This is a genomic window from Dyadobacter ginsengisoli DSM 21015 (genome assembly GCF_059568735.1).
This window is the reverse complement of record NZ_JCANTY010000013.1, coordinates 18,882-34,941: the sequence shown is the minus strand read 5'-3', so window position 1 is coordinate 34,941 and position 16,060 is coordinate 18,882. Positions and strand designations below refer to the sequence as shown.

General features: G+C 46.6%; 19 protein-coding genes. 13 read left to right on the top strand and 6 right to left on the bottom strand.

The window, feature by feature from the left end:
• Positions 1-166: 166 nt before the first annotated feature.
• From BP71_RS34965 to BP71_RS34945, 5 genes are all read left to right on the top strand, one after another.
• Positions 167-1,048, top strand: a complete 882-nt coding sequence (locus BP71_RS34965; protein ID WP_496386322.1) for a class I SAM-dependent methyltransferase — start codon at positions 167-169, stop codon at positions 1,046-1,048.
• 38 nt (positions 1,049-1,086) lie between these two features.
• A complete protein-coding gene (locus tag BP71_RS34960; RefSeq protein WP_496386321.1) occupies positions 1,087-2,022 on the top strand; it encodes a glycoside hydrolase family protein in 936 nt (311 codons plus the stop codon).
• 96 nt (positions 2,023-2,118) lie between these two features.
• On the top strand, positions 2,119-2,937 hold the full coding sequence (locus BP71_RS34955; protein WP_496386320.1) for a phytanoyl-CoA dioxygenase family protein: 819 nt from the start codon (positions 2,119-2,121) through the stop codon (positions 2,935-2,937).
• Between the two features lie 10 nt (positions 2,938-2,947).
• Positions 2,948-3,778 carry a glycosyltransferase family 2 protein gene (locus BP71_RS34950; protein WP_496386319.1) on the top strand — a complete coding sequence of 277 codons (831 nt, stop codon included), beginning with the start codon at positions 2,948-2,950 and terminating at the stop codon, positions 3,776-3,778.
• Between the two features lie 38 nt (positions 3,779-3,816).
• Complete coding sequence (locus tag BP71_RS34945) at positions 3,817-4,581, top strand: glycosyltransferase family 2 protein (RefSeq protein ID WP_496386318.1); 765 nt, start codon at positions 3,817-3,819, stop codon at positions 4,579-4,581.
• A gap of 6 nt (positions 4,582-4,587) precedes the next feature.
• Here BP71_RS34945 and BP71_RS34940 read toward each other — a convergent pair whose 3' ends face one another.
• The 3 genes from BP71_RS34940 to BP71_RS34930 are packed head-to-tail and all read right to left on the bottom strand — an operon-like array spanning position 4,588 to position 7,725.
• A complete protein-coding gene (locus BP71_RS34940) occupies positions 4,588-5,037 on the bottom strand; it encodes a hypothetical protein (RefSeq protein WP_496386317.1) in 450 nt (149 codons plus the stop codon).
• Positions 5,038-6,198 (bottom strand): 1-deoxy-D-xylulose-5-phosphate reductoisomerase, encoded by a 1,161-nt coding sequence (locus tag BP71_RS34935; protein WP_496386316.1) that lies wholly within the window; start codon positions 6,196-6,198, stop codon positions 5,038-5,040.
• A 24-nt stretch (positions 6,199-6,222) separates the two neighbouring features.
• Positions 6,223-7,725, bottom strand: a complete 1,503-nt coding sequence (locus BP71_RS34930; RefSeq protein WP_496386315.1) for a GH3 auxin-responsive promoter family protein — start codon at positions 7,723-7,725, stop codon at positions 6,223-6,225.
• Positions 7,726-7,902: 177 nt separating this feature from the next.
• Between BP71_RS34930 and BP71_RS34925 the strand changes: the two genes are divergently transcribed.
• From BP71_RS34925 to nadD, 7 genes are all read left to right on the top strand, one after another.
• The gene (locus tag BP71_RS34925) at positions 7,903-8,928 is read left to right on the top strand and encodes a rod shape-determining protein (protein ID WP_019946014.1); all 1,026 of its coding nucleotides are present in this window, start codon (positions 7,903-7,905) and stop codon (positions 8,926-8,928) included.
• Positions 8,929-9,026: 98 nt separating this feature from the next.
• On the top strand, positions 9,027-9,866 hold the full coding sequence (mreC, locus tag BP71_RS34920) for a rod shape-determining protein MreC (RefSeq protein ID WP_496386314.1): 840 nt from the start codon (positions 9,027-9,029) through the stop codon (positions 9,864-9,866).
• Complete coding sequence (locus tag BP71_RS34915) at positions 9,863-10,366, top strand: hypothetical protein (protein WP_496386313.1); 504 nt, start codon at positions 9,863-9,865, stop codon at positions 10,364-10,366. The genes mreC and BP71_RS34915 overlap by 4 nt, the downstream gene beginning before the upstream one ends.
• A 218-nt stretch (positions 10,367-10,584) precedes the next feature.
• Positions 10,585-11,184, top strand: a complete 600-nt coding sequence (locus BP71_RS34910; protein WP_015813277.1) for a sigma-70 family RNA polymerase sigma factor — start codon at positions 10,585-10,587, stop codon at positions 11,182-11,184.
• Between the two features lie 83 nt (positions 11,185-11,267).
• Positions 11,268-11,555 carry a phosphohydrolase gene (locus BP71_RS34905; RefSeq protein ID WP_295929577.1) on the top strand — a complete coding sequence of 96 codons (288 nt, stop codon included), beginning with the start codon at positions 11,268-11,270 and terminating at the stop codon, positions 11,553-11,555.
• Positions 11,556-11,564: 9 nt separating this feature from the next.
• Positions 11,565-12,134, top strand: coding sequence for a guanylate kinase (gmk, locus tag BP71_RS34900; RefSeq protein ID WP_496386312.1), 570 nt, complete (start codon positions 11,565-11,567; stop codon positions 12,132-12,134).
• Positions 12,135-12,146: 12 nt separating this feature from the next.
• A complete protein-coding gene (gene nadD / locus BP71_RS34895; RefSeq protein ID WP_496386311.1) occupies positions 12,147-12,719 on the top strand; it encodes a nicotinate (nicotinamide) nucleotide adenylyltransferase in 573 nt (190 codons plus the stop codon).
• Here the strand turns inward: nadD and BP71_RS34890 are convergent, their stop codons facing one another.
• Positions 12,720-13,112 carry a hypothetical protein gene (locus tag BP71_RS34890; protein ID WP_496386310.1) on the bottom strand — a complete coding sequence of 131 codons (393 nt, stop codon included), beginning with the start codon at positions 13,110-13,112 and terminating at the stop codon, positions 12,720-12,722.
• A gap of 104 nt (positions 13,113-13,216) precedes the next feature.
• On the opposite strand from BP71_RS34890, the gene BP71_RS34885 reads away from it, so the two are divergent.
• Positions 13,217-13,651 (top strand): nuclear transport factor 2 family protein, encoded by a 435-nt coding sequence (locus BP71_RS34885; RefSeq protein ID WP_496386309.1) that lies wholly within the window; start codon positions 13,217-13,219, stop codon positions 13,649-13,651.
• 65 nt (positions 13,652-13,716) lie between these two features.
• On the opposite strand, the gene BP71_RS34880 is transcribed toward BP71_RS34885, so the two are convergent.
• Positions 13,717-14,646, bottom strand: a complete 930-nt coding sequence (locus tag BP71_RS34880) for a helix-turn-helix domain-containing protein (RefSeq protein WP_234669246.1) — start codon at positions 14,644-14,646, stop codon at positions 13,717-13,719.
• 172 nt (positions 14,647-14,818) lie between these two features.
• Positions 14,819-15,958, bottom strand: a complete 1,140-nt coding sequence (locus BP71_RS34875) for an acyl-CoA dehydrogenase (protein ID WP_496386445.1) — start codon at positions 15,956-15,958, stop codon at positions 14,819-14,821.
• Positions 15,959-16,060 lie beyond the last annotated feature (102 nt).

The following is a 16,060-nucleotide window of genomic DNA, read 5'->3' as shown; positions in this document are numbered from 1 at the left end:
TTCTCTTTACTAAACATTCAAAGGTAATAATAAAAAAACGGCGTGATAACCTTACCATGCAAAGAGAAACACATTGCCCATTTGCTAAGAAGCGGCCATTCCTTGACTGGTGTTCCAAAGAAAAAAGGTAATTTTGACCAGATATGAATCAATCAGACACGCAAAAATGAATCAACAGGAGTTTTTAGAATCATTGGTTTGTCCACGCACAGGAACCCCTTTAACAATAGCCGAAGACGGTAAGTCACTCAAAAGCGAAGATGGTACCGCCTATGAAATTGGTGACACAGGCATTGTTAACATGCTATACCCCAAAGAATTACTACCCGAAGATGCCCGCGAGCAATACCTGTATGACCAGGCGTTTCTTCGCTACGATCGTGGCGTTTCCTGGGTTTTCGAAACCCTGAACCATTCCGATGAAGCTGCCACACGCCGCTTCTTCATTGATCTGATGGAGCTAAAACCAGGCATGAGTGCCCTCGAAGTAGGCGCGGGAACCGGTAAAGATTCAGCATTGATTCTGGATAAAGTAAGACCAGGCGGAACTGCCGTATTGTCCGACCTTTCGCCTAATATGCTGAAACTGGCGCAGGAAAAACTGGTTACCGATGACTTAAACGTGCATTACTTCCTTGGCAACGGCTCCTACCTGCCTTTCCCTGACGATACTTTCGACGCCGTGTTCCATTTCGGCGGCATCAATACGTTTTCGGAGCGCAAAAAAGCATTCGAAGAGCTGACCCGAGTGGTGAAACCTGGTGGAAAAGTAGTGGTAGGCGACGAAAGTGTTGCGCCCTGGCTTCGGAATACACTTACTTACGCTACATTACTGAAAGCGAACCCGCTGTTCCGCGCCGAAGTGCCGCTGGAAGATGTTCCGGCCAATATCGAGAACTTCAAGTTGCATTATGTTTTCGGAAATGCATTCTATGTAATGGAATATCGCGTAACTGCCAAAGCACCGGAAGTGGATATCGATCTGCCGATCCCGGGCAAAGATTTTGTTGATAACTGGCGCATTCGTGCTGAAAAAGCAGTCGACTAAGTTTACGCCATTTTCAATACCAAAATTCAGCGATTCCAATGTGGGTTAAAAAAGGAGTTATTTACAAACCTGACGGCAGTCTGGCACACAGCCAGAGCCATGCGCAGGTTCCGTTTGCCTATAAACACAAAGATTTTCTAAGGATCTATTTTTCGTCGCGGGATGTCAACACACAATCGCGCCCGACATTCATCGATGTGGATTATGACGATCCCAAGAAGATCCTTTATATACACGACAAGCCCGTGCTCGACCTCGGCGGACCAGGTGAATACGATGAAACCGGTGCCATGCCCGCATGGTTTGTGGACCGTCCCAACGGCGATATCTGGCTTTATTACACCGGCTGGAACCGCACCTGGAACTCCTACCGGCTTTCAATGGGTCTTTCAGTGAGCCACGATGGTGGTTTGACGTTCAAGAAGATGTTCAGAGGCCCTATTATGGACCGCAGCATTCAAAACCCGCTGTGGGCAGCACAGCCTTCGGTACTGATCGACGACGACGGCACCTGGCGGATGTGGTACATTTCAGGTCACAAATGCGAGATCATCCACGACTATCCCGAGCCTTACTACCGCGCACAGTCGGCTACTTCCAAAGATGGTATCCACTGGGAAATCAGCGACATTCCAACACTCGATTTTGACGACTTCCTGCATGCCGTAGGCCGTCCAAGTGTTTTCAAGGAAGACGGCATTTATAAAATGTATTATTCCTACCGCCATAGCCGCGACTACCGCACAGACCGTAACCAGAGCTATCGCCTGGGTTACGCAGAGTCGGTCGATGGTACGAGCTGGGAACGCAAAGACCATTTGGTAGGCATCGAGAAATCTGAAAACCCTGAAGATTTCGACTATGAAATGATCGATTACGCCAACTTCTACCAGCACAATGGCAAACGTTACCTGCTTTACAATGGTAACGGTTTCGGTGCGGCAGGATTTGGTTATGCGGTTTGGGAAGATTAATATTCTGAAACAAACTGAGATGGGTCATAGTCTCAGTGTCAATGGCGAGATAATTTTGAGAAAATCACCATTAAATGTCACACAAGTGATCGCAAAATGAGTACACTTCAGGAGCAGTTCAACCGCGATGGTTATATCCTTTTGAGAAATTACCTCGACAAGGGTGTCATTAACGAAATATATACCGAAGCCCGCAGGATTTTCGCGACGCAGATCAAACGCGTGACCGGCCGCACGGTCGATATCGACGACAGGGATGCATTCGAGAATGCGATGTTCGAATTCTTTGAAAAGGATTTTAACGGCTTTGTAAGTACAGGAAAAACCGTTCAGCATACATTCTCACTACACCGTCTGGGAGTCGATCCGGTTATTGAAAACCTTCTTAAAGAGATCGGCCTGTCCGCCCCCATCATTGGAGCCCGCGCGGCCATGCAATTCAACAGCCGTTTTTTATCCAAAGACGGCAGCAAGCACTGGAAACTCGATGCACACCAGGACTGGCGCACCGGCCAGGGCTCGCTGGATAGCGCAGTAATTTGGTTCCCGATGGTCGATGCCGGCGCGGATATTGGCGCATTGCAAGTGATCCCGGGAAGCCACAAGACCGGTTTACAAGCCTCTTCCACTTCGGGCTACCAGGGCGGAATTACTGTTGAGTTAAAGGATGAAGATTTTGTTCAGACTGAATTTCAGGTCGGCGATATCTTGATTTTTTCAGCGTTTCTGATCCACCAATCCGGCAACAACATAACCAACAACATCCGCTGGTCGGTGCAGCTGCGTTACAACAACCTTGACGAACCGACATTCGTCGAGCGCAGCTATCCGATGGCCTACATTTACAAGCCCGAAACCGAGCTCGTAACACCGGATTTCCCAACGGTAGAGCAATTGAAAGAGGTGTTTAGCTGAAAAACATACAATGAAAGTTTCCGTTTGCGTCCCGACGTACAACCACGAACAATACATAGGCCAAATGCTGGAAGGCGCGTTGATGCAACAGACCAGCTTTCCTTTTGAAATTGTGATCGGTGATGATGCATCGACGGATGCGACAGCTGACATTATCCGCAAATATTCCGCAGAAAGGCCGGGGATTATCCGGGCTTTTCTGCATTCTGAAAACCAGGGGCCGAAAGAGCCACGTGAGTTCGCCGGAAGGAACAATGTGCTGCAATTGCTAAAAACCTGCCGGGGCGAATACGTGGCCATGTGTGAGGGCGACGATTACTGGACAGACCCGCTGAAGTTGCAAAAACAAGTCGATTTTCTCGATCAGAATCCTGACTTTACAGTTTGTCATCACAACATGGAGGTCACTTACGAAGACGGCTCTCCTTCCCACTATTTCAATGCCCCCGATCAGAAATCCGTTTCGACTATCGAAGATCTTCTGGAAGATAAATGGTTTATGGCCACAGCCAGCTGGGTTTACCGCAACCATTTCTTAACCGAAGATTTCGCCGAGTGGCATGCGAAAGCGGCAGCAGGCGATTGGGCGATCATGTTTCAGCTGGCTGCGAAAGGAAAAATCGGCTATCTGAATGAAGTAATGGGCGTTTACCGAAAACACAGTGCCGGGCTAAGCAATGTCCATGCCTCTACCAACTACAAATTTTTACAAAATAGAAGGGAAATGTTTGAAAACGTAGGTCAGTGGCTTCATGGCAAGTATGATGCCACGGTAGCCAAAACCCTGTTGCGTTACGACGAGCTGCTGTCTGGTTTTCAAAAAATTGGCAGTTCAAATTAATAATCTTTAATTTGTACTGTTTAATACCTATCACATCTATGAAGCTAAGCGTCGTAATACCAGCCTATAACGAGGAAGAATCTATTACCCACACTCTTACGTCATTACACAGTACATTAAATAAGTACAATATCCCTCACGAGATCTGCGTCACTAATGACAATTCGAAGGATGGTACGTTGAGGGTACTGGACGAGCTTTCGCTTCAAATTCCCACACTGGTTTATTACACCAACCCCGGTCCTAATGGCTTTGGCTATGCGGTACGGTATGGACTGGAACGCTTCAAAGGTGATTGCGTGGCTGTTTTTATGGCTGATATGTCCGATGACCCCGAAGATCTGGTCAAATACTATTATAAAATGGTGGAGGGTGATTATGACTGCGTCTTCGGTTCACGCTGGGAGAAAGGCGGTAAGGTAATCGACTATCCGGCCTTGAAAAAGGTCATTAACCGTGTTGCCAACTTCATCGTACGTATAGTGATGGGCATTAAGTATAACGACACCACTAATGCTTTCAAACTCTACAAGCGCGAGACCATCGAAGGTATCAAGCCATTTCTGGCCCCTCACTTCAATTTGACCATTGAATTACCGCTCAAAGCGATGGTACGAGGTTACAACTACGCAGTGGTACCCAATAGCTGGACAAACCGGAAATATGGTGAGTCGAAACTGAAAATCAAGGAAATGGGTAGCCGGTATTTCTTTATATTAATGTATTGCCTCATCGAAAAATACTTTTCGCAAGGTGACTTTATGAAGAAAAGCACCGCGCCGAAGAAAGAAGTCAGCAGATAATACGCCCTATTTGATCCATTCCTGGATAAACGTCATTTTGTGAGCGATGTAGGAGATTGCCAGCCCCCACACAAGCGCGCTGGCCGACATCCACATGAATATCGAAGCTTTCGGCACGCGGAATGCAACCGCCAGGATAGGCCCGAAAAGCGGGGTGAAAAGCGGCGGTGTCAGGAATGCAATGCCTACAATCCCAAACTTGCGCCAGATATTGACGGCGATACGGTTGGTTTTCGTGAATTTTTTAGGCGGCGATTTCCGATATTTCTGAATGAGATTTCGCACAGCACCGCCCAGGTACGTAAGCACCAGCACCGTGAACATCATGCCCACCGCCGAGCACAAGGCGGTTTCTATCCAGGTAAGTTTAAGCACAACCCCCGCAATCGGCCCTCCGAAGAATTTTAATGTACTGGCAAGCGCAACGGACAAATATTTTAGAAAGGTGGTTTTCATTTAAACTTTTACCTGTATCATTTCAGAAGCAAAACGTCTTGTCGCCTCGTTGGTTTCAACATAATCAGCAAATGAAGGATTCCCAACAAATGTAATTTTGGCAAGGCTCTCGACAATAACGTCCGAAATATCCAGAAATCCTATCTTATCGTGGAGGAATGCGTCAACGGCAATTTCATTGGCAGCATTAACGATACAAGCTGCATTTCCGCCCTTCTCGAGTGCCTCGTAAGCGATAGCCAGATTACGAAATGTATCCAGATCAGGTTTTTCAAAAGTAAGTGAAGGATAGTCCATGAAATTGAAGCGCGGAAAGTTTGATTTCAGGCGGAGCGGATAATTCAGAGCGTATTGAATGGGTAGTTTCATATCCGGCAGGCCCATTTGGGCTTTCATACTACCATCTTCAAACTGCACCAGTGAATGGACAATGCTCTGCGGATGCACGATTACATCGATTTGCGAAGCATTCAAATTAAAGAGCCATTTAGCCTCGATCACTTCGAGCCCTTTGTTCATCAAAGTCGCGGAATCGATCGTGATCTTCGCGCCCATGCTCCAGTTAGGGTGTTTTAAAGCTTGCGCTTTGGTCACATGTGCCAGGAATGCCCGGTTTTTGCCCCGAAACGGCCCACCGGAAGCTGTCAGGATAATTTTTTCAATCGGATTATCCGATTCTCCGGCGAGGCATTGGAAAATGGCCGAATGCTCTGAATCGACCGGGTAAATGCTGACACCATGCTCCTTCGCTAACGAGGTTATCATTTCCCCCGCTACCACCAACGTTTCCTTATTTGCCAGAGCAATACTTTTCCCGGCTTTAATGGCATGGATAGTTGGTAAAAGGCCCGCATAACCCACCATGGCAGTGAGTACAACATCCGCCTCGTCGGATTCCACGACCGACACCAATGCAGCCGCGCTGCTGTAAACTTTTATATTGAAAGGTAAAAGGGCTGATTTCACCCTCTCGAAATGCTGTTCGTTACAAATGACGACCTCCGTCGGCTTGAATTTAACAGCCTGCTCGATGAGCAGATCAGCATTGCCGCCGGCAGTAAGTACCGACACCGAAAAAATATCCGGATTAGCTTCGATCACTTCGAGAGCCTGGGTTCCGATAGAACCTGTCGAACCTAATATGGCAACTCTTTTTTTCATGATATTCTCACGGATAGATTCGGATTAATTACGGTTTAGCCGGGTCAGTTCGTCCGCGATCTTCCTGTCGTTGGAAAGGCGGGGTACCTTGTTTTGTCCTCCGAGCTTACCGCTCGCGCGCATATAGTCGATAAACGAATTCTTGCGCAGCGACACTAGCTCAAGGCGACGCAGAATACTACCTGTGATCAAGTCTTTATAATAAATATTCAGTTCCGTCAGACGGCGATCGAGGTCGTTTGCAAATTGTTCCATATTGTTTGGCGGTGTAGCAAACTCCACCAACCATTCGTGGTAAGGAAGGCCGCCATCAAGCGAATTGACCATCGGAGCGACTGTCAATTCCACAACTTCCACTTCGGGATGCCTTTCTTGCGCGTAGCGCAATGCCTTCTCGATCTCTTCACCAATCACGTGCTCGCCGAATGCCGAGATGAAATGCTTGATCCGGCCCGTCACGACTACTTTGTAAGGATTTGTCGATACAAATTTGACGGTGTCCCCCAGAGAGTAACCCCACAATCCTGCATTGTTATTGATGATAACAGCATAATTGCGGTCTACCTCTACTTCACCGATCGAAAGACGCGGTGGTTTTTCGTCGAAATAATGCTCCACAGGAATGAATTCAAAAAAAATACCCGTGTCCAGCAAAAGCAGTAATCCTTCGTCACTCTGCTTATCCTGATAAGCGAGGAAGCCTTCGGAGGCCGGATACAATTCAATCGAATCGATCCTCTTGCCGATGGATTCGAACAATTTGGCACGGTAGGGTTCAAAATTTACACCTCCATATATAAAAAGGGAGAAGTCGGGGAAGACCTCCTTGATTTTCTTGCCGGTCCGTTCGATAATGCGGTCAAAATACATTTGTACCCACGGCGGAATGCCGGAGATCAGCGACATCCGCTCTTGAAGGGTTTCGTCTATAACCCGGTCTAGCTTAGTTTCCCAATCCTCGATGCAGTTTGTCTCATAGCTCGGCAGCTGATTCGAGCGCAGGTATGCAGGTACATGGTGATTGGAAATGCCTGACAGGCGGCCTGTCAGTACCCCTCCGGTATCTGTCAGTATAGGGCTTCCAGAGAGAAAAATCAGTTTATTATCCAGAAAATCAGCCTTTTGAGTCTCGTCAATATACGTCAAAATGGCATTCCTGGCCGAATCGATGTGATTCGAAATTGAGTCTTTTGAAATAGGAATATATTTGGTACCGGAAGTCGTACCAGAGGTTTTGGCAAAATACAACGGCTTACCCGGCCACAAAATATCATTTTCCCCGGATTTAATGCGTTCTACGTAAGGTTTCAGGTCTTCATAGTCATTGACAGACACGGCCTCTCTGAAATCTGAATAACTCTGGATATCCCTGAAAAAATGGTCTTTCCCAAACTGCGTGTCAGTTGCTTTGGCCACCAACTTCATCCGCCAATTTTCCTGAACCTCGACGCTCCTCGCGATCCATTCCTGCTGCTGTTTGACAATGTAACGGGCCAACGGCCTGCTCAAAACTGATCTGATTCCCATAGTGAAAACAAATGTACACAGGATTTGTAAATTACCTGATTTACCCCCGCTTCAGGGCTGCTTTACAGCCTCAAAACACCCTGCGTCGAAATTTTTTAAATGCCTTTGTTTGTGGTTAATAATCTGTAATTTTGCCATCCTGAAATCAAAGTGAGCAAAAGTTTTTTAAAATTATATATGGGATTGTTTGATTTTTTGACGAGCGATATAGCGATTGATTTGGGTACGGCCAATACCTTGATCATCCATAAAGATACTGTTGTTGTTGATGAGCCGTCGATTATTGCCATGGATAAAACCACCGGCAAAGTGCTTGCCATCGGGCACACGGCAATGCAGATGCATGAGAAGACGAATGAGAATATCAAAACGATCCGCCCATTGAAAGATGGCGTAATCGCCGATTTTACTGCTGCTGAAATGATGATCCGCGGCATGATCAAAATGATTGACACCGGCAGCCGATTTTTCACACCTTCCCACCGGATGGTTGTTTGCATTCCTTCAGGAATTACCGAGGTGGAAAAGCGCGCGGTAAAAGACTCCTGCGAGCATGCAGGTGCGAAAGAAGTATACATGGTACACGAGCCGATCGCAGCGGCCATCGGGATTGGGATCGACATTACCCAGCCAAACGGCGTCATGATCGTCGATATTGGCGGTGGTACAACTGAAATCGCGGTCATCGCGTTGTCCGGTATCGTCTGCGAGCAGTCGGTACGCATTGCAGGTGACGTTTTTACACGCGATATTGTGGATTACATGCGCCGCGAGCACAACCTGCTGATCGGTGAGCGCTCAGCCGAGTTGATCAAAATGGCGATCGGTTCCGCTTCTCCTGAACTGGAAATCCCGCTCGACGACTATCAGATCCGCGGACGTGACCTCATGACAGGTATTCCAAAGGAAATCCGTGTCACTTACAGCGAAATAGCATATTCTCTCGATAAATCCATTTCTAAAATTGAAGAAGGTGTTATGAAGGCCCTAGAAATCTCCCCTCCGGAGCTTTCTGCCGATATCTTCAAAAATGGCATTTACCTCACCGGCGGTGGCGCACTGATTCACGGACTCGACAGACGAATTGCTCAAAAGACAAAACTACCCGTACATATTGCCGATGATCCGCTGAAAGCGGTGGTAAAAGGTACCGGGGAAGTCCTCAAAAACCTCGAACTTTACAAGCCCGTACTGATTTCATAGCACAGGATCGCCCGCAGTTCCTCAATCGGCACTCAAAAAAATTTATATTTTTGCGCATCGTGCGCCGATTGAGGAACTGCGTGTGAACATTTTAGCCCATGCTCCAACTCGTTGATTTCGTAGTCAGAAATCGTTTCTTTTTGGTTTTTGTGTTGCTGGAAGTGCTCAGTATCTGGCTGGTCGTGCGTAGCAACACCTACTGGGGCGCTACCTACTTCAACACTTCCAACTACTACGTCGCGAAAACGCTGGCATTTTCCAATTCAGCGAGAGAGTATACCAAGCTCGACGAGATTAACGCAGACCTGGCCAATGAAAACGCCCGCCTTCACGCGATGGTGACCTCACTAAGTCAGCAAAAACCGCGTGAAGCTCCGGCAGGATATCTACCTGATTCGACTTTTGCATCAAGGTTCACCTATACAGTAGCAAAAGTGGTAGACAACGAAACCAACCGGGCGAACAACGTACTTACAATTGACAAGGGAACCAAACATGGCATTAAGCCTGGTATGGGTGTGATTTCAGCGACAGGGGTGGTAGGTAAAGTGCGGTTCTGTTCGGAAAACTACTCGGTGGTTACTTCTATTTTGCATTCGCAGTTTATGGTCTCTTCCAAACTCGTCCGCAGTAAAGAGATCGGCTATGCAAAATGGCCCGGAAAGGACCCCAATTTCGTGGATCTCATTGATGTTTCGAAGTATACCAAAGTTTTCAAGGGCGACTCGGCAGTAACCTCGGACCAGAACTCGGTATTTCCGCCTGGGATTATGGTTGGAAGGGTTCAGAGCGTAACCGTCAACCCGAACCAGACCTTTTACAATATCGTCCTGCATCTCGCAACGGACTTCCGGAACCTGTCATATGTGTATGTTGTACAAAATCACCAACTTGTAGAACAGGAAAACCTTAAATTAAGAACAGTAGAACCCCGATGAGCTTACGCGAAGCGATACAATATTTCCTGATGATCCTGCTTTACTTGTTTTTGCAGATCTTCTTTATGCGGAATATCGTCCTGTTCAACTATGCATTCTCCTTCATCTACATCGCCACGATCCTACTGTTACCGGCCGATATGGATCGCATGTATTCGCTCCTGATCGCATTTGCCGTTGGCTTTACCGTGGATGTCTTCTCCAATACTTTTGGTATGCATGCGTCGGCAACGGTACTCGTTGCCTACCTGAGACCATTCCTGATCCACTACCAGATGAAGTCCCGGGGCGCTGAACGTGCTGAGGTGGGCATCCGGGCGCAGGGGTTGGGCGCATTTCTTTCCTATATCTTTCCGTTGATCTTCGTGCATCATTCGATGCTGTTTCTGATGGAAATGAATAATTTTGGAATGATTCTTTACACACTGATCCGCATCGGGGCCAGCGCTCTCTTCACAACCATCCTCATCGTGCTCCTGGAACTATTCTCCAAACGGTAGTATGACATTTTGACGCGATTCGCTTTTTGGCTCGGAATTTGATGTAACAACATTGAATTAACGATAGGAGGCGACACCGCTTGGAAGGCTTGCTCATTCCATCTCTTTTTAATTTTATCGTGAATCTAGGGCAGTTAGGACGCTCCAAATAGCCATTTATCAAATTTTAATTTGTACGATTTGGAGCTGTTATTAATCTTTGTAAATTCAGCATTCCTATGTTAGTTGCCATGTCAGAAACGCTCACGACTAATGAATACACGGACGATCTTCGGTATGAAGTATTTAACCGCGAGTTCATGCCACACATTGACTCCATGTACAACTTCGCCTTCCGTCTTACCATGGACGAAGACGATGCCAACGACCTGGTGCAGGACACATATCTGAAAGCGTTCCGTTTTATTTCCTCTTTCGAGCAGGGTACTAATGCCAAAGCTTGGCTTTTCAGGATCCTCAAAAACAGCTTCATCAACGACTACCGTAAAAAAAGTAAAGAACCTTCCAAAGTTGATTATCAGGAAGTTGAAACGACCTATAATTCCGAGGAAGCATCCGATACTACTTATACCGTAGACCTCCGTGCTGATGCTGTACAGGAACTGATAGGCGATGAAGTGGCCAACGCACTCAACGCACTGCCTGTCGACTTCAGAACGGTCATCATACTCTGCGACATCGAAGGTTTTACCTACGAGGAGATGGCCAAAATCCTGGACATTCCGATCGGAACGGTGAGATCCAGATTGCACCGCGCGCGTAACTTGCTGAAAGAAAAACTCAGAAGTTATGCGAGCTCAATGGGATATGATTCATAGGTTGTGAAACTTTTTTTGCAACCTCTTCGGTTATAGGGTACAACTGTACATATATTCCATTATTCTTTTTTTCATTTTAACTAATGAATGCATCTTCCACGACGCCTTCTGTAACAGAAGTTGCGCAAAAACAAATGAAGCATACCTGCGAGCATCATGCTGAGTGTATGAAAATCATTCAGGCCATCCTGGATGACGAAGCCACAGAAGCTGAGAAGGATCATTTCCGCGAGAACATGGATAAGTGCATCCCCTGCATCGAGTCGTACCGTCTCGAAAAATGCATTAAGGACTCTCTCAATTTTAAAATTGTAAAGAAACCCTGCCCGGAGAGCATTCTCAACACGATCATATCAAAAATTAACAGTTAAGCTGTTCGAGTGAAAGGTAAGCTAATTATATTTTCTGCCCCTTCCGGTTCCGGAAAGACTACGATTGTAAGGCATCTTCTTAATAAATACACACAACAACTGGCATTTTCTGTCTCCGCATGTACGCGCACACGGCGCGATCATGAGGTAGATGGCAAAGATTACTACTTCCTGACCTTACAGGATTTCCGTCAGAAAATCGCGGATCAACAGTTTGCCGAATGGGAGGAGGTATATGCCGGAAATTACTACGGCACCCTCAAATCCGAAATACAACGTCTGTGGGATCAAGGCAAACACGTCCTTTTTGATGTGGACGTTAAGGGCGGCCTCAAACTGAAAGAGGCGTATGGCGATGCGGCATTGGGCATATTTGTAAAAGTCACTTCTGACGAGGAAATTAAGCGGCGGCTTTCAAGCCGCGGTACCGAAACGCCCGAAACACTCGCTACCCGGCTGGCCAAAGTACGCTACGAGCAAAGCTTCGAACACGAGTTCGACGAGGTTCTCGTCAATGACCATCTGGACGAAACGCTCGCCAAAGCAGAAGATCTTGTCCAGGCATTCATTCAATCTTAATCATCGCTGGCAATGAAGATCGGCCTGTTTTTTGGATCGTTCAATCCCATTCACATCGGCCATTTGATCATTGCGAACACGATGGCTACCACCACCGACCTCGAACAGGTGTGGTTTATTGTAAGCCCTCAGAACCCCTTCAAAAAGAATAGCGGCCTGCTGCACGAATTCGATCGGTACGATCTGGTACAACGTGCCATTTCGGATAATGCGCTGCTCAAAGCCAACGATATCGAGTTCCATATGCCCAAGCCAAGCTATACGATCGATACGCTGGTTCGCCTGCAGGAAAAATACCCGCAGCACCAGTTCAAGCTGATCATGGGAGAAGATAATCTGGCGCAGTTTCCCAACTGGAAGAATTACGAGAAAATTCTTGAATACACCGGGCTATACGTTTATCCACGCCCCAATTCCAGGTCGCATGCTTTCGCTAACCATCCTGATGTGAAATTCGTGGATGCGCCTTTGCTCGATATTTCGGCTACCTTTCTGCGTGGCTGCATTAAAAAAGGAGTTTCGATTCGCTACATGGTGCCCGAGCCGGTGGAGCAGCTGATCAAAATCAAGAAGTTCTATCTGTGATCAGAGCGGTCTTTCCTGGTAAGTTATTTCCGACAATAACCCCACTGCATTGAATTTCAGAATTACCTTGCGGGCATCCGATTTAGCTTGCATATTCTCACATTGAGGCCCTTTTTCAAGATAATAGACATAAAACTTGGTATTCCGCTCGCCGAGCTGATGAATATCCGGTCGCCCCAGGATCTCTCCCACACCGTCGGCAAACTTCCCTTTCAGCTCTTTTTCTACCGCTTTAAAATCGCTTTCCAATGCTTTTCGGGCGTCGTTACAGCCTCCTCGGTCACTACGCCACTTTTTAAGGTCCAGGTTACCTATTTTGTCCGGCGCATCCGAGCAAGCATTGAATAGAGTCAACAGGGAAAGAAAGAGGATTTTTATCTGTAATTTCATCATGCCAAAAGCGAGGTAATCGTTCATTCCAATGTAGAGGCGAATCTAGCCATAGCGCGCGAGAATTTCACTATTTACTTCCCCTTATGTCCTAGGGGCCTGACAACATGAAACTACTACTGATCCTAATTTTCCTGACCATTACTTTCCTTCCCGCATTAGCCCAAAACAATACACCACAGCCGGTCGATGGCACCGATTGCTCCAACCTTTTCTTTAAGGCATTGCTGGATGAAGATGCTGCGAGTGTAGCCAATCTCATTTCCAATGATTTTACCGTGATCAGTTTTAACGGCCAAACTGTCGACGGCCCGGCATTGCAGCAAGCCATCGGTCAGGGCTATATTGTAATTGACTCGGGGATGCTCACAGGTACGCGTACGCGAACCTACGGTGATGTGGCCGTAACTTCCGGTAACTGGAATGTAAGTGCACGAATCCAGAACAACGGTTTCAATGGGGAGGTTACTTACACCACGGTATGCGTTCGCTCCGGTGGAAAATGGCGGATTACTGCCGCGCAGCTAACGCCGGTCCAGTGAAGTAGGGGCATAAAAAAAGAGAACCGGAACCAGTTCTCTTTTCAAATATAGTCTAACATTACATTCTAAACATTCATCAGGGATTCGCGACGGCGCATCTTACCGGCTGGAATACCAAACATCATCTTGAATCGACGGCAGAAATAAGCGGTGTCTTTATAGCCTACATCCGAACCAATCGCGCGGATGCTCTTTTTAGAAGTACGCAGCAAATCCACGGCTTTCTCCATGCGCTGATATTCAATGTAATCCTGTGGGTTGATACCCGTCAGCATTTTGAAATACTGCCCAACGTAATCTTCTGAAACGTTCGCTACATTGGCCAATACCTTGTTTGACAAGTCACCACCAAGATTATCTTTGATATAAGCAAAGATGTCGATCAGGCGGGGATCTTTGAAATACGTACTATTGGTAACCAGCTGCTCTACAAACAACTTGTTTTTCAAAATATACCGGATGATCTCGATCACGACCTCCTCAGTCTTGATCTTGATGATACGGCCCTTACCGGGTGTATCCAGCATATCTTCCGTCAGAATCTGGTTGATCGTAGCTGCAATCTGATCATCCCGTTTGATCAGGAACGGAGGTACATCAAGTGATGTAAAAAAGTTAACGGTATCAAAAACCTTTGCCTCAAATGAGATCAATCCGAATGAGTTAGGCAGTTTTCCAATTAATGCCGGATCGTGCCCTGCCTCAATATAGTTATCACGATTAGTCATGAACTCTTCGTTCGATACGGTCTTGGCTGTCTGCGTGTTACCGTACGTTACTGTGGCGTGCTTGCCTCCCGGAATAAAGAGCATATCTCCTTCCTCAACCCTTTGCGACTCTTCGGAACCGAAAGAAACTTCACCGTCGTACAAAATCGTCAATGAGTTCTGTACGTCATAAAAGTTTTTAATGGTAATGGGCTGTAAAATCCTGATATGACGGGCCTTGACAAATTTCACTCCCAGCGACTCAATAATCTTATTATAGTCTTCCATACTTGATATATTTAAGGGCCGTTTTGACCGATTTTCCAAATTTTGTACAAATCTAATAAATTGTACAAAACTAATACAAGTATAGTTTCACAAAAATTTAAAAAAAAGTGATATTTTGATATTATTTTAATCCAACATTCGGAATAAAAAGGAGTTTATCCGAAAAAAGGGATCATTTCAAAAGTTCACGTGCTATCACTAAATTTTGGATTTCGGAGGTACCCTCATAAATCTGGGTAATTTTTGCATCCCGCATCATGCGTTCTACATGATATTCCTTCACATAACCATAGCCTCCATGCACCTGAACCGCCTCGGTTGTCACCCACATGGCTATTTCGGATGCGTACAGCTTGGCCATCGCCGCCGCCTGGACATAATCCTTGCCTTCGTCCTTTAACCGGGCCGCCTTATAAACAAGCAGGCGCGCAGCTTCTATTTTTGTTGCCATTTCGGAGAGCTTGAACTGGATGGCCTGGTGCTCAGCGATGGGTTTCCCGAACGTCTTTCTTTCTTTGGAATATTTCAAGGAAAGTTCAAATGCACCCGTTGCGATTCCCAGCGCCTGTGCCGCTATACCGATACGGCCTCCGTTAAGTACATCCATTGCGAATTTGAAACCGAAACCATCGTCCCCTATCCTGTTTTCACGAGGTACTCGCACGTCATAAAACATCAAAGTATTTGTGTCAGAGGCTCTTATGCCCATTTTATCCTCCTTCTTACCTACTGAAAAGCCGTCCCAGCCTTTTTCAACAATAAACGTATTGATTCCTTTATGTCTTAGTTCAGGATGTGTCTGTGCCATGACCAGACAAACGGAAGAGGTATTGCCATTGGTTATCCAGTTTTTTGTACCGTTCAATAAATAATGGTCCCCATTTTCAATCGCCTGGGTATGCTGAGAGGTGGCATCCGACCCGGCCTCCGGCTCCGACAAACAAAATGCACCAATGATTTCGCCCGACGCCAGCCTGGTCAGGTATTGTTGCTTTTGCGCTTCTGTACCATACTTTTCGAGGCCCCAGCATACCAACGAATTGTTCACCGACATGATCACACCTGCAGAAGCATCGATCTTCGATATTTCCTCAATAGCAATGGCATAGGCGAGGGTGTCCATGCCTCCTCCGCCATATTCAGGGGCTACCATCATGCCAAGAAAGCCCAGTTCCCCCATTTTTCTCAATAACACAGGATCAAAATGCTGGGCATTATCGCGTTCAATGACACCGGATAACAACTCATTACGGGCAAAATCCCTGGCCGCGGCCTGCACCGCCAGGTGTTCTTCGCTGAGATTAAAATCCATTCCGGTGAGCGATTGGGAAGCTGACATAGACGACGTTGATTTTTGTGGATGAAGAACTTCAAAAATAGGATTTACGAAAACGGTATGCAAGCATACAATTAT